The 15,045-nt window shown below is 71.8% G+C and carries 9 protein-coding genes and 1 pseudogene; all 10 read left to right on the top strand.

Annotated elements, in window-relative coordinates; all coding sequences use genetic code 11:
• The coding region (locus ACIRP2_RS13155; RefSeq protein ID WP_404249359.1) for an ADP-ribosyltransferase at positions 1-1,602 on the top strand (1,602 nt) is incomplete at its 5' end.
• Positions 1,599-2,000 carry a hypothetical protein gene (locus ACIRP2_RS13150; protein WP_404249357.1) on the top strand — a complete coding sequence of 134 codons (402 nt, stop codon included), beginning with the start codon at positions 1,599-1,601 and terminating at the stop codon, positions 1,998-2,000. The genes ACIRP2_RS13155 and ACIRP2_RS13150, both read left to right, overlap by 4 nt.
• A gap of 2 nt (positions 2,001-2,002) precedes the next feature.
• Positions 2,003-2,797, top strand: coding sequence for a DUF6508 domain-containing protein (locus ACIRP2_RS13145; RefSeq protein WP_404249355.1), 795 nt, complete (start codon positions 2,003-2,005; stop codon positions 2,795-2,797).
• Positions 2,798-3,051: 254 nt separating this feature from the next.
• Positions 3,052-3,363: a hypothetical protein gene (locus tag ACIRP2_RS13140; RefSeq protein ID WP_404249353.1), complete on the top strand. Its 312-nt coding sequence runs from the start codon at positions 3,052-3,054 to the stop codon at positions 3,361-3,363.
• Positions 3,364-3,466: 103 nt separating this feature from the next.
• The gene (gene eccD / locus ACIRP2_RS13135; protein WP_404249351.1) at positions 3,467-4,840 is read left to right on the top strand and encodes a type VII secretion integral membrane protein EccD; all 1,374 of its coding nucleotides are present in this window, start codon (positions 3,467-3,469) and stop codon (positions 4,838-4,840) included.
• A 53-nt stretch (positions 4,841-4,893) separates the two neighbouring features.
• A complete protein-coding gene (locus tag ACIRP2_RS13130; RefSeq protein WP_404249349.1) occupies positions 4,894-6,243 on the top strand; it encodes a MinD/ParA family protein in 1,350 nt (449 codons plus the stop codon).
• Between the two features lie 124 nt (positions 6,244-6,367).
• Positions 6,368-10,339, top strand: coding sequence for a type VII secretion protein EccCa (gene eccCa, locus ACIRP2_RS13125; RefSeq protein WP_404249347.1), 3,972 nt, complete (start codon positions 6,368-6,370; stop codon positions 10,337-10,339).
• An 82-nt stretch (positions 10,340-10,421) separates the two neighbouring features.
• Complete coding sequence (locus ACIRP2_RS13120; RefSeq protein WP_404249345.1) at positions 10,422-11,840, top strand: DUF6177 family protein; 1,419 nt, start codon at positions 10,422-10,424, stop codon at positions 11,838-11,840.
• Positions 11,841-12,320: 480 nt separating this feature from the next.
• Positions 12,321-13,298, top strand: coding sequence for a terpene synthase family protein (locus tag ACIRP2_RS13115; protein ID WP_404249510.1), 978 nt, complete (start codon positions 12,321-12,323; stop codon positions 13,296-13,298).
• Positions 13,299-13,501: 203 nt separating this feature from the next.
• Positions 13,502-14,988: pseudogene (locus ACIRP2_RS13110) on the top strand (carboxylesterase/lipase family protein).
• Positions 14,989-15,045: the final 57 nt, after the last annotated feature.

The following is a 15,045-nucleotide window of genomic DNA, read 5'->3' as shown; positions in this document are numbered from 1 at the left end:
ATCGCCAAGGGCGCCGGCGCCGGCCTCTCCAAGATCGGCGACATCACCAAGGGCATCAAGGGCATCAGCAACATCGAAATCCCCAAACTCCCCGATGGTTCCGTGCAGTTGCCCGACGGTCGTCTTCTGGAGCCCAACGGCAATCTGGTCGCCCCGAACGGCGTGGTCGAAACGACTCCGATCCCGCACGACACGGTCCCTCATACGTCGGGCCTGCCGTCGTCGTGGCAGATACAGCAGTCGGTGCCGACGGGCGTCCACGCGGGAAGCGGCTTCCCCGGCATGGCGCCGCACACCCCCGGCGGCGGCTTCGGCAATGTGCCGTACGGTCCGGGCAGCCATGTACCGGGCGGAGTACCCAACCACGTACCGAACGGATCGTTCGGCCCCGCCCCCGCACACTTCGACCCGGCAAGCCACGTCCCGGGCGGAATACCCAACCACGTACCGAACGGATCGTTCGGCCCCGCCCCCGCACACTTCGACCCGGCAAGCCACGTCCCGGGGGGCGTCGGCAGTCACGTTCCCACCCATCACTTCCCCACCGGCGCCGCGCACGACATCCCCGGGCACACGGCTCCTGGGCACGATCTTCCGCCCACCGGGCCGCACGGGCCGGGCCACGACCTGCCCCACGGCAATCCGCACACCCCGGACGCCCCGCACGCCCCGGGCCACGACGGCCCGGGCACGCACGGGCACGACGGTCCGCACGGTGGCACCCACGACACCTCCCACGGCGGGCACGCGGACGACGTGGCCGCGCACGCCGACGACGCGGCGCACGCCGGTGACCACAGCGGCCACGGCAGCCACGTCGACCCGCACGGCGCCGCCGACGACCTCACACACAGCGCCGACGACACGACGACCGCCGGCCACCACGGTGGGGACGGGGTGGGGAACGGCGGTCCGGGTGACGGTTTCAAGTACACCCCGCACCTCTCCGCCGACGACTTCGACGACCTCACGACGGCCGAGAAGCACCGGGTCGCCGCAGCCGAACTCACCGAGGGCACGGTCCCGTTCGTCGACGACACGGCGGCGATCAAGTACGGCCAGGACTACTGGAACGACTACGTGGACAATCTGGACCCGTCCGCGAAGCAGGCTCTCTGGGACTACACCGGTGAGACGTTCCCGTCGTACCACGACATGAACGGTCATCTGCGCGGCACTCCGGGGTTCGGTCCGAAGCCGGAGGTGCTGCACGACATCGCCGAGATGGACAGGGTCATGTCGACGCGTCCCGTGCCCGACGACATCATGGTCGTCCGGGGTACGGGGCTGGGCCACCTCAAGCTGGACTCCCCGCTCGACATGCTGGGCAGGACGTACCCGGACAAGGGCTACACCTCCACGTCTCTCGGCAACCACCCGGTGTCCGGCTTCGCCGGCAAGGAGGCGATCCTGCACCTCCGCGTGCCGAAGGGGACGCCCGCCCTGTGGCTGGAGAAGGTCTCCAAGTTCGACGTGTCGGAGCGGGAGCTGCTCCTGGCCCGCGGTTCCGAGTTCAAGGTGACCCGCGTCTTTATGGAGAATGGCCAGGTCCAGGTCTACGGGGAAGTCCTGCCGTCGAACAAGGGAGTGGTACACGAATGAGCAGCGAGCAGCGGCCCAATCCGCGGCTGAACGAGGATCTGTTGTTCGACGAGGCGCCCGGCGGGCCACCGCGCTACGGCTCCCAGTCCGACAAGCCCGTCCAGTACCTGACGGTGGCGGACAGGGACGGCGGGGCGATCGGCTACGTATGGGCGAACGACGAGGACGACGCCGCCGGTTGGCTGGTCCGCAAGGCGGGCGGCGACGAGGCGTTCAACAAGGGTGCGAGGTGGGCCCGGAAGCTCCACGACGCGAAGGCCCGGGGAATCGCCCCGACGGCCGCCCTGGCAGAGATGATCAAGGAATCGGACCCTTCGAAGAGCAGCCATGTCGTACCCGGCTCCCTGACCGAGGCGCCGAACGTCGATGTGGTCAGGAGTCTCGCCGCCGCGAGCTGACCATGACGTACGAACCCGAGGCGCCGCGCTACCGCGCCGAGACCGACAAGCCGGTTCATCACCTCACCGTCGCCGACGCCTGCGGCGAGGCAATGGGCTACCTGTGGGCCAATGACGAGGACGACGCCGCCGGTTGGTGCCTGCGGCCCGCCGGTGACCGGGCCGGGTTCGACGAAGGGCTCAAGTGGTCCACGAAGCTCCGCACCGCCAAGGCGCGCGGGCTCGTACCCACGGCCGCGCTCGCCGAGCTGGCCCGTGACTCGGACCCGAGGTGCGTCAGTCATGTCGTCCCGGACTCCCTGACCACGGCCCCGACCCTGGCCGCGCTCACGGAGCTTGCCCGCGTCGTCACCGAGGCCGACGACCGGCGTCTGCTGGCTCAGCTCGACCGCGAGAACGCCGACGCGTGGCGCGAGTTGAGGGAAGCGCTCGCCGCGCTCACGGATGAGGACCGCGCCGTGCGGTGGTCCGACGGCGGGCAGCGGCCCGACGGCACCCGGCGGATGAGCCACCCGCTCCACGGCGAGCGGCTCCAACGCCTGGTGCACGCGCTGTCCGTCGTCGGCGCGGTGACGCCCGCGTACCTGTGGCAGGACAACCCACCGCCGGCCGTGCCCGCCGACGGGCGGCTGGGTCCGGCGGACGCGGTGCGCGCGGCCACGGCCGTGGTGCGTGGGGAACGGTTCTCCGACGGGACGATCGCGCAGGCGGCGCAGAGCGGTCTCCTCGACGCCGTGGCCGAGTCGTTGTGCACGTGGTACGAGGCCGTGGCAGACGGTTCGCGGGACGATCCCTGACGCACACGGAATGCGCGTCGGCCGTACTCGCTCCCGCCTCGACCTGGGCTGTACTGCCTGCTCGCCCATGCCTTATGTTGCAGGAGAGAATTGGGGGATTTCCTTACGGTGCCCGTCGGCTGATGCGGAATATGCCGCTCCCCCGGAGTGCCCGGGACAGACCCGGCCCCGGCCGCCGTTCCTCGCGCCGAGGGCGATGATGCAGCGACCACGACCGACACCACGTACGACTGAGGCAACGGACGACGAGACGAATGGCACGGGATTACGACAGCCAGCTTCTGGAGTCGGTGGCGGTACGCCGGCGCAGGATGCGGGACGCGCTGCTGTTCGGCGCGCAGCGGGCGCGGCGTACGGCGGACGAGCGGCTCGGGAAGGTGTTCGCGGGGATCGCCATCGCGGCCGTGCTGTGCGCGGGATGTGTCGGGTGGTCCTTCGTCCAGAACATGCTGGAGAAGCAGAAGGCCGAACAGCAGAAGCAGCAGCGCCAGGAGCAGCAGTACCAGCAGCCCGTGAAATCACCACAACCGGAGAAGAACGGGGAATCGACGAAGAATCCCCAATAGCTCGACAACTCCGGCTCATTCAGAAATGACTTCCCTACAAAGGGGCCGGAGAAGGCGCTAGTAGCATGGGCACACCAAGCTGCCCGACTCCTCAAACGTCGCGATGATAGGTTCCCGTAAAGTGGTGAGCACAGCAACGACTTCCCGAGCGCAGCTCAGCCGGGTGACCCTGGTCGGCGAACGACGCCGGGCCGATATCGTCCTGCCGTCCGATACGCCGATCGGTCAGCTGCTTCCGGACATTCTGCAGTTGCTGGACGACCGGGCCGCTGCGCGCCCGATGACACGGCAGTTGATCACGTCGGACGGCTCCGCGCTGCCGCACGACAGCACGCTGTCCTCGGCCGGGATCGCGGACGGTGCCGTGCTGCGCCTCGTCCGGGCCCACTCCGCGCCCCCCGCCCCGGTGGTGCACGACGTCACCGATCTGGTGGCCGACGACCTCGATCTGCAGGCCTGGCGCTGGCGTCCCGCCGCCCGGCGGACCAGTGCGGGTGTGGCGTCGGTGGCCTTCGCGGTGGTCGCCGCGCTGCTCGCCCGCCGCGAGTTCGCGCTCGAAGCGCTGACCGGCGCCCTCGTGGCCGTGACGGTCGTCCTACTGGCGGCCGGTGCGCTCTTCGCGAAGGTCGGGCAGGGCAACCGGGGCCTGGCGACCGCGCTCCTGCTCGCCTCCGGCAGCCTCGGCATCGTCACCGCGTGGACCGCCGCCGATGCCTACGAATGGTCGGGAACCGCACGGCTCGCGGCCGTCGCGGGCGCGCTCGTGCTGATGCTGGTCCTGCTCGGCCACTTCTCACCGCTCGGCCGCGGCGGACTCATCGGTGCCGCCGCGACCACCGCGATCGTCGTGGTGTGGGAGGCAGTTGCCGCCGTCCAGGGCGATCCGGCCCGGCTCGGCGCCGTCATGGCCGTCTTCTCCGTGGTGCTGCTCGGACTGCTTCCCCGGCTCGCGCTGGCGGCGTCCGGGCTCACCGCGCTCGACGACCGCCGGTCCGGCGGCGTCTCCGTCAGCCGCCACCAGGTGGGCAACGCGCTCGCGGCCACCCACCGCGGCCTGGCCCTCGCGACGATGGTCACCGCGGTCTCCGCGGCGGCCGGCGGCTGGCTGCTCACCCTGGCGGACAAACCGTCCGTGTGGACCGTGGCGCTTCCCTCGCTCGTGGCCCTCGTGCTGCTCTCCCGGGCACGTGCCTTCCCCTTGGTCGCCGAGGTCGTGGCGCTCTTCGCCGCCGCCGCGATCCTGGTCGTGCGCCTCGTCATGCTGTGGACGCAGCACGCCGGTGGGGCCGGGCCGCTCGCCCTGCTGTGCGTGGCCGCGGTGCTGCCGCTGCTCGTCCTGGCGGTGCAGCCGCCCGAGCACGTGCAGGTCCGGCTGCGGCGCATGGCCGATCTGGTCGAATCCATCGGCGTGGTGGGGCTCTTCCCGCTCGCCGTCGGTGTGTTCGGCGTGTACGGACAGCTGCTCAACAAGTTCTGACTCGACGCGCAGGTGCTCCGGGCGGGGCAGCAGGGCGAAAAAGAAGGGCAGACATGCCGAACGAAGACAACTGGCAGGGCGACGTGCTGCGCGCCATGAGGGGCGGTGCCGCCCAGGAGGGCGCGCAGGGCCCCGGCGGGCAGGGGTACGACGCCCACGCGCAGGGGCCGGGCGGTCAGCCGTACGCCGCCCCCGCGCCGAACCCCGGCCTCCCCGCGCAGGGCGCGCCCGCGTACGGGACGCCCCAGCAGCAGGCCGGCCACCAGCAACAGCAGCAGGCAGCCGCCCCGTACCCCGGACAGCAGGAACAGCAGCACGCCCGGCAGGCAGCCCCGCATGCCGGCCACCCCGAACAGCACCGGCCACAGCCGCCCCAGCGCCCCGGCCCCACCGAACCGCAGCAGGCAGCGCCCCACCCCGCCGGTCGTCCGCAGCCGCAGCAGGCCCCGGCCGCGTACACCCCGGGCACCCGCCCCCACCGCACGCCCGACTCCCGGCCCGTGGTGGACAAGGGCCTCGCCGCCGTCGGCCGCAAGGCGCGCCATGGCGAGCCCTTCACCGCTCGGGCGGCACGCGCCCTGCGCGTGAGCGTGTCCTCGTCGGCCGCCCGCGAGGTCGCCCGGACCACCGCCACCGCCGAGACGCTCCAGCAACCCGTGACGACCGGCCGGCAGATCGCCGTCACCTCGATCCGGGGCGGCGCGGGCAAGTCGACCGTCGCCGCGCTGCTCGGCACCACGTACGCGCACTACCGGCAGGATCCTGTCCTCTTCGTCGAGGCCGATCCGGCGCTCGGTTCGCTGCCGCTGCGTCTCGGCGCCGAGACGCTGCGCTGGACCACCGGCGACCTGGCGGGCATCATCGAGCCCCAGATGTCGCTGATGGACATCACCGGCTATCTGGTACAACTCCCCGGCAACGCCTGGCTGCTGCCCGGCAGCCAGGGCCAGATCGGCGCGATGCTGGACAGCAGGGCGTACGAGCGGGTCATGGTCTCGCTGCGCCGCTACTTCGGCGTCACCGTCGTCGACTGCGAGACGCTGCCGGCCGAGGTCGCCCGGGTCGCGCTGTCCGCCGCGCAGGCCCGCGTGCTGGCCGCCCCCGCCACGCTGGAGGGCATCACGAGTACGTACGCGGTGCTGCAGTGGATGCAGTCGCTGCCGCGGCAGGTGATCGCCGGGACGGTCGTCGTGCTCAGCGAACTCGTGCCGCATCCCGGACTCGACCTCGCCGAGGCCGCCGAGAAGCTCAAGGCCACCGGAGCGGGCGTCCAGGTCCTGCCGTACGACCGGCATCTGGCGGCCGGTGGCGCGATCCGTACCGAACTCCTGGCGCACGCGACCAGGGAGGCCGTGACCCGTCTCGCCGCGGACGTGTTCCGGCTCTCCCAGCAGCACCACTGACCACGACCGGCCACACCGCGGACCACGACCAGGGGTACGACCGACGACGGTCGGCACCGCCGCCGGTTCCACGGTCGACCCACTGATCCCCGATGCCGAGCCCGACCCCGAGTGACGGACGACGATGAGTACCCGACTGATCCACCGCCCGGCCAGGACCACCCGGCCGCCGGCCGCTTCCGAGGCACGCACCATCGAGGCCCCGCCGAACCTGCCCGAGGGCAAGTCGGGCAACATCGCGATGTCGCTGTTGCCCGTCGCCGGTGTGATGTCGTCCGTCGTGATGATGACGGTCGTGCGCAACAGCCAGTTCGCCGGGCTCGGCGCGATCATCCTCGTCGTCACCGTCATCGGGTCCGTCGCGCTCGTCTTCTCCCAGCGCGGCAAGGCCCAGCGCACCCGCCGCACCCAGCGCGAGGCCTACCTCGCCTATCTGGAGGACCTGCGCGAGGAGCTCTCCGTCGAGGAACGCGAGCGGGCGGAACGGGCCGATGTCCTCAACCCCCCGCCGCACGCGCTGTACGACATAGTGCGCGACCCGGCCCGGGTGTGGGAGCGCCGCCGTCTCGACGGCGACTTCCTGCGGGTGCGCGTCGGTACCGGTGAGATGCCGGTACGCGATCTGAAGGTAGCCCAGCAGGGCTCGTCGGTCCTCTCCCCGCCCGACACGTTCATGCTCAACGAGGCGTCGGCGCTGATGGACCGCTTCCGTACCGGCACCGAACTGCCGCTCACCGTCCCGCTCGACCGGGTCGGCAACATCAGTGTCATCGGCCCGCGCGAGGACTGCCTGCGCGTCGCGCGCGCCCTGCTCGTCCAGACCGCCGCCACCCACGCCCCCGACGACGTGGCGATGGCCCTCGCCGTGCCCGGCGACCGGCTGGCCGACTGGGAGTGGGCCAAGTGGATGCCGCACCTGCTCGACCCGGAGCAGTTCGACGGTCCCGTCTCCGCACGCCGGATCGCCCCCTCGGCGCCCCAGCTCGCCCGTCAGATCGGCCCGGAGCTGCGGCGCCGCGCCTCCTACGCGGCCGAGGTGCGACGCGGTCTGTCCGGCAAGGACGCGCTGTCCATGACGTCCCGGCTGCTCGTCGTCACCGACGGGCACGGCGAGGACGCCGTCGACCTGCCGCGCCCGGACGACGCGGTCGGCCTGCGCGAGATGAGCGTCAGTGTGCTGCATCTGCTCGAACACCGGGTGCAGGAGCCCGGACACGTCAGCGTCCGGATCACCGTCGACGGCGACGCGGTGGTGATCGAGGATCTGCGGGAGCGGGAACCGATCAGCGCCCACGGCACCGTGGACGAGGTCGGCATCCCGTTCGCCGAGGGGCTGGCCCGGATGCTGGCGCCGATGCGGCTGTCCGCCGAGTCCCTCGTCGACGCCCCGCTGTCGGGGCCCGTCGACTTCGCGGACCTGCTCGGCATCGACGACGTGGCACGGCTCGATCTGTCACGTCTGTGGGCACCGCGCGGCGAACGGGCCTTCCTGCGCGTACCGATCGGCATCAGCGACTCCCACCAGCCGGTGCTCCTCGACCTGAAGGAGTCCTCCGAGCTGGGCATGGGGCCGCACGGGCTGTGCGTCGGCGCCACGGGTTCCGGCAAGTCGGAGCTGCTGCGCACCCTCGTCCTGGCCCTGGTGGCCACGCACCCGCCGGAGGATCTCGCCCTGGTCCTCGTCGACTACAAGGGCGGTGCGACCTTCGCGCCGTTCGCCGACCTGCCGCACGTGGCCGGTGTCATCACCAACCTGGAGAACCAGGCGGGCCTCGTCGAGCGTGTGCACGCCTCGCTCGCCGGTGAGGTCAAGCGCCGCCAGCAGGTCCTGAAGGACGCGGGCAATGTCGCCGACATCGGCGACTACGCGGCGCTGCGCGCGGAGCGGCGGCCCGATCTGGACCCGCTGCCGCACCTGTTCGTCGTCATCGACGAGTTCGGTGAACTCCTCACCGCCAAGCCGGACTTCATCGACCTGTTCCTGTCGATCGGGCGCATCGGCCGCTCCATCGGGGTGCATCTGCTGCTGTCCAGCCAGCGCATCGAGGGCGGCAAGCTCAAGGGCCTGGACACCTATCTCTCGTACCGGCTCGGTCTGCGCACCTTCTCCGCCGACGAGTCCCGTACGGTCCTGGACACCACGGACGCCTTCCATCTGCCGCCGCTGCCCGGGTTCGGCTATCTGAAGGTCGACACCAGCCACTACGAGCGCTTCAAGGCGAGCTACGTCTCGGGCGCGTACCGGGGTCCGGTGGAGCGTACGGAGGAGGCCGACCAGGGTCCGCTCGCCCTTGAGTACGAGGCCTACAACACCCTGGCCGAGCCGGAGAGCACGGGCGAGGAGCCCAAGGTGCGGCGCCGGGAGACCGGGCCGACCGAGATGGGCGTCATCGTCGATCAGCTGCGTGACGCGGCCGGTCCGGTGCGCCGTATCTGGCTGCCTCCGCTGCCCGACGCCATCGCCCTGGACAAGGTCGCGGGTCCGCTGGAGGTGGGTTCGCGCGGAATGCAGCTCGCCAAGCGGCGGGGTCCGCTCCAGGTGCCGCTCGGGCTGCTGGACGACCCGACCAAGCAGTGGCAGGGCCAGTGGTACCTGGACCTGACGGTGGCGGGCGGTCACGCCGCGATCATCGGCGGCCCGCAGTCCGGCAAGACCACGCTCCTGCGCACGCTCGCCCTCTCGATCTCGCTGACCCACACCCCTCAGGAGGTCGGCGTCTACGGCCTCGATCTGGTCGGTGGCGGACTCCAGGCCGTGTCGGGCCTGCCGCACGTGGGCGGGGTGGCCGGCCGGGCGGACCGGGAGCGCGCGGCCCGTACCGTCGAGGAGGTACGGGGCATGCTCGCGATCCGTGAGGAGCTCTTCCGCGAGCACGGCATCGACTCCGTGGAGCAGTTGCGTTCCCTGCACGCCGCGGGCCGGCTGCCGCAGCTGGCGTCGGCCGAGATCGTGCTCGTCATCGACGGGTTCGGGGCGCTGCGCGACGACTTCGACGAGCTGGACGACGCCGTCGTCGACATCCTCAAGCGCGGCGGCGGCTACGGCATCCACGTCGTCGCGGGGATGCTCCGCTGGAACGACGTGCGCATCGCCACCCAGTCGAACTTCGGCACCCGGGTCGAGCTGCGGCTGAACGACCCCAGCGAGTCCAGCATCGACCGCAAGCTCGCCCAGACGCTGTCGCCGGACGAGCCGGGCCGGATCCTCACCGACGGCAAGCTCTTCGCGCAGGTCGCGCTGGCGCGTACGGACGGACTGGCCGACACCTCGGACCTGGGCGCCGTCCTGGAGCACACGGCCCGCACGATCCGTGCCACCTGGAGCGGAGAGGTCGCCCAGCCGGTACGGATCCTGCCGCAGGTGCTGGAGCCGCATCTGCTGCCGGGGCCGGTCGCCGAGCCCCGGCGGGTGCCGATCGGGCTGGACCAGACGGCGCTGGCGCCCGCCATGCTCGACCTGTTCCAGCACGACCAGCATCTGCTGATCATGGGCGACAGCGAGTGCGGCAAGACGAACCTGTTGAAGACCATCGCCGGTGGACTCATCGAGCGCTACGGCGAGGAGGAGCTGGTCTTCGCCGTCATGGACCCGCGGCGTGGTCTGCGCGGCGCGATTCCGGAGGAGTTCCGGGGCGGTTACGCGTACAACCCCAAGATGTGTGCCGGCCTCGCCGCCGGTATCGCCACCGAGCTGGAGAAGCGGCTGCCCGACGACCGGGCGGACACCGAGGACCTGGAGCCGGGCAGTTGGGGCAGCGGTCCGCGGATCGTGATCCTCGTCGACGACTACGACGTGCTGACCACGGCGGGCCAGGCACCCCTCGACCCGTTCCTGCCGTACATCCCGTCCGCGGTCGACATCGGGCTCCACTTCGTCCTGACGCGCCGGGTCGCGGGCGCGTCGCGCGGGATGTACGACCCGCTGGTGCTGGGGCTGCGCGAGTCGGGCTCCTCGGCGCTCCTGATGGCCGGCGACCGCAGCGAGGGTCAGCTGTTCCCCGGTGTGTACGCCACGCAGCAGCCGCCGGGCCGCGGTGTGTTCGTCCAGAGGGGCCGGCCCAACCGCCTGATCCAGACCGTGTACACCGCCGAGTGACGCACCGGGGAGCCGTCCCGTACCCACGGGGCGCACCCCGCAGCGCATCCGCACCCCGGACGAAGAAGGAACGGCCGACCACATGACCAAGGACGTCATCGCCCTCACCACGCGCATGCCCGACCCGTTGACCGTGCTCGCGGGTCTGCTCTCGGGCGGTCCCGACAAGCTGGTGGGTACGGCGGGCGAGGATGCCGTCGTGCAGCTCTGCGACGAGCAGGGCCGTCCGCTCGTCTCCGTCGAGGCACCGCTGCTGGTGCAGGTCGCGGGCGAGGCCGAGCGGCTGCTCGGGGCCACCGCTCCCCCGGTCCCGTTCTGGTGGACGGAGGCCCGTGCCACCACCGGTGTCGAGGAGGCCGAGCTGCTCGCGGGCACCTTCGCGGCCCGGATCGCCACGCTGGCCGGGGGTTCCGCCTGGCCGCCCGAGGCCGCGCGTTCCCTCGCCGTGGTGAAGACCGACGGCGTGAGTGTGGCGCCCACGCCCGCCGCCGCGCAGCCCGCCGTGGACGCCCTCACCGACAAGGTGGCCGTCGTCATCCAGGACCGCCCGGTGATCGCCATGACGGCCTGGCTCTCGGACGCGTTCCGGGCCGCCGCCGACGCCGAACTGGGCCTCCAGATCGTCACCTCGCCGGGGGTCGTGCTCTCGCCCGCCGTGCGCAACAGCCTGACCGGCTGGCCGTCGCGCTGGGTGGTGCAGGACGAGAAGGACGGCTACTACGACGGGTTGTCCGGTGCCGTACTGCGCTGGCAGAACGGTCTGTTCTCGCCGGTCGAGGCGGCCGACCCGGTGCCCGGGGACCCGCGTACTCCGGTCGCCGCCGCGTACCGGGAGGTCGCGGACACCGGCGAGCGTCAGCTGGCCGTCTCGTTCCGCACGGTCCACCCCGCGGACGACCGGCTGGTGCTCGGCGGGGCTCTGGAGTCGGTGTGGCGCGAGCTGACCGGTGCGGCTCCGGCCGGCTGGGGCACCGCGGAGCCCGCCAACCTGCCCTGGTCGCTGCGCCGGCTGACCGATGTCGCCCACGAGCGGGCGCCCGAGCCGACCTGGCTCGTGGTGGTCGGCGGCCCGGACCGGCCGGGCCTGGCGACGGTCCGCATCAGCCGTACGAAGGCCGGTGTGGAGGAGGACGTCACGCTGGCGTTCGGCTACGGCCCCGACGAGGAGCCGCCGCTGGACGCCCTGCCGCGGGCCGCGGAGGTCCTCGCCACCCGTCATCACCTGCAGTCGATGCTCGTCCAGCTCCGCAAGGCCCGCCGCGACCTGGCCGTTCCGCCGCGCTTCGAGGGACCTGGTGTCCCGCTGGCCTTCGTGCTCGGCGCGGAGGAGGTCCGCGAGATGCCCGGCGACCGTGCCCGGCGCACTCCGCTGTCCGAGCCCCCGGTCCAGCTCGGCCCGAGTTCCCGCCCGTCGCTGTACTACCCGCTGCCGGGCGACCCGTCGGACCTGTCGGGCTGGCAGGACTTCGAGCGGCTGATGCGGCATCTGAAGGGCGCCTGAGCCTGCTGTGAAGCGGCCCCGGGCAGGGGGATCACCGACCTGCCCGGGGCGCTTCGGGGCCGCACCGGAACGGCGTGAAACCGGTGACTCCCCCGGACGGCCGCGCGGTCGGCTGAACCACCTGGGATGACGAGACGTCCCCTGGCGACCACACAATTTCGGTCACACATGGCTTCCCCCGCCCGCCCACTCGGGGTTGACTGGGAGTCACGCATGGTGATGCCACCGTCCTGCGCCGACGGCGTCTGCCATCGCGGGCCCGGCCCCGATGCCCGACCCCGGCGGAGGAGAGTGAGCAGGGATGACCGTCTCGACTCGTGCGGTGAGCGTCCGGCCGGGAACGGCCGGGAAGGCGCGGTCCGTCTCCCCGTGCGTAACGGCTTCGACGCGTGAATTCGATCAGATCGACGTTCGTATCGTTCATCCGCATCGTTTCGACGAGGGGCATCAATGAGCCAGATCGCGCTGCCAGAGTTTCATATGCCGTTCCTGAGCGCCGGGTGCAATCCAGGAATCGAGGACGCCAGGAAGGCCGCATGGGAATGGGCCGAGACCAATGACCTCACACTCTCTCCGGTGGCCCGCAAGAAGATGATCCGGACAAGGCCCGAACTCTGGATATCCCTCATATTCCCCACCGCATCGCAGCAGCATCTCGATCTCTTCTGCCAGTGGCTCTTCTGGGCCTTCCTCGTCGACGACGAGTTCGACGACGGTCCCGCCGGGCGGGATCCGCGCATGTGCGAGGCGGCGATCGACCGGCTGGTGGCCGTGCTGGACGGCGCACCGCCGCGCGGTGCCATGGAGCACGCACTCGCGGGACTGCGGGCCCGGACGTACCCGGACCGCTCGACGCGCTGGATCCGGCAGTTCCGGCGGGACACGGTCGCCTGGCTGTGGACCTACTACGCCGAGGCCGTGGAACGGGCCGCCGGGCAGGTGCCGACCAGGGACGAATTCGTGAAGCACCGCCGGGATTCGGTGGCGATGCAGCCCTTCCTGGACCTGCATGAGATCACCGCCGGAATCGACCTCCCGGAATCCGCCCGCAGTCTTCCCGCGTATATCGCCCTGCGCAACGCCGTAACCGATCATTCGGGGCTCTGCAACGACATCTGCTCCTTCGAGAAGGAAGCCCTGCTCGGTTACGAGCACAATGCGGTACGCCTCATTCAGCGCGACCACGGATCAACTCTCCAGGAGGCGGTCGACGAGGCCGGGACACAGCTCGCGGAGATAGCGGAACGGGTCCGGCGTGCCGAGCAGGAACTGATCGAGCAAATAGAGGCGGCCGGGATCCACGGCCCGACCCGCGCCGCGCTGGAGCGGTGTGTGCAGGACTACCGTGGTCTGGTCAGGGGCGACTTCGACTACCACGCCCGCGCGGAGCGCTACACCCGCCCCGATCTGGTGGAGGTCGACCGACGGGAGTCGCTGTCCCGGTTCTTCGCCGCCTGACGGGGGCCGTCGGGTCATGGCAGGAGGAACGCCGGATCCGGGTCGCGCCGGACGGGGTCGAGTCATCGGCGCCGGTGGAGGTACCGCACCCCGACGGCGCCCTCACCCGCCGTCCGGCTCGCCGACCATCACGCCGCCCACCTCCACGACCTCCCGCCGAGACTCCGTCCATGAACGCGCCGCAGAAGGGCCGATGCCACCCCATGCCTGCCGTACCCCCACCCGTATCCGAGGCTTCACCGCAGGTCAGCACGGTCCACGGGGCGGTGCGCGGCACGCTGGAGCGGGGTGTCGCGGTCTTCCGCGGCATCCCGTACGCGGCCGCGCCGGTCGGCTCCCGCCGCTTCGGGGCGCCCGAGCCGCCCGAGCGCTGGGACGGGGTGCGGGACGCGGTGACGTTCGGACCGACGGCGCCCAAGCGGCCGTACGCCCCGCCGCTGGACCGGCTGTTGCCCGATCCCGACGTGCCGGGTGACAACTGTCTCAACCTCAATGTGTGGACGCCTTCCCCGGCCCGTACCGGGCTGCCCGTCCTCGTCTGGATCCACGGCGGTTCGCTGCTGCACGGTTCGTCGGCCGTGCCGGTGTACAACGGGGCGACGTTCGCCCGTGACGGCGTGGTCCTGGTGTCGGTCAACTACCGGCTGGGCGTCGAGGGGTTCGGGGTCCTCCCGGACGCGCCCGCCAATCGGGGGCTGCTCGACCAGCTCGCGGCGCTGACCTGGGTGCGGGACAACATCGCGGCGTTCGGCGGAGATCCGGACCGGGTCACGGTGTGCGGCGAATCGGCGGGGCCATCAGCATCGCCGCACTGCTGGCCGCACCGCGCGCGAAGGGCCTGTTCCGGCGGGCGGTGCTGCAGAGCGGTGCGCCGACCGCACTCCCCCTGGACGCCGCCGCCCGCCGCACCACGGAGCTGATCGCCAAGCGGCTGCGGGTCGCGGCGACGGCCGGGGTGCTGGCCGCGGTGGACCCGGCGCGGCTCCTCGCGGCGCAGACCGCGGTGACGTCCGGCGGCTCCCCGCTGACCGGCGGGAACTCCTTCCAGATCGTGGTGGACGGTGATCTGCTGCCCCGTCACCCGCTGGAGGCCCTGCTGGACGGCGCCGCGTCCGACGTCGATCTGCTGATGGGATCGAACAGCGAGGAGTACCGGCTCTGGTTCGTGCCGAGCGGGCTGACGGAGCGGCTGTCCGGGGTCGGGCTCCGGCTGGCCCTGCTGAAGTTCAGGGTGCCGAACGCCACGGCGCGTACGTATCGCGCGAACCGGCCGGGGTCCGCTCCGGGTGAGGTGCTCGGGGCGCTGGCCACCGATCTGCTGCTGCGCGTCCCGTTGAACCGGGTGGCCGACGCCCGCACCGGTGCCTCGGGGGGCACTTACTTCTACGAGTTCGGCTGGCCGTCCCCCGTGCTGCGGCTCGGCGCCTGCCACGGGCTGGAGATCGCCTTCGTCTTCGACACGCTGGACCGGCCCGACGCGGTGGCCCTGGCGGGCGAGGACGCCCCGCAGGAACTGGCCGACGCGATGCACGCGGCGTGGGTACGGTTCGCCGCCTCCGGTGACCCCGGCTGGCCCGGCTGGGACACCTCACGTCCGGTGATGGGCTTCGGCCCGGGAGCCCCCGCCGTGGTGCACGCCCCGCGCGACGACGAGCTGCGCGGCTGGGCACCGTACCGCAGGAACGCCTGAGACCGGCCGTTGCGCCGCGACCGGAGGCGACGGGCCGGCGGCCCCGGCCCGCGGGCC

The sequence above is a fragment of the Streptomyces sp. NPDC101194 genome (genome assembly GCF_044767885.1).
Taxonomy (GTDB): Bacteria; Actinomycetota; Actinomycetes; order Streptomycetales; family Streptomycetaceae; genus Streptomyces.
The sequence above is the reverse complement of the archived record's forward strand: the minus strand, read 5'-3'. Positions and strand labels throughout refer to the sequence as shown.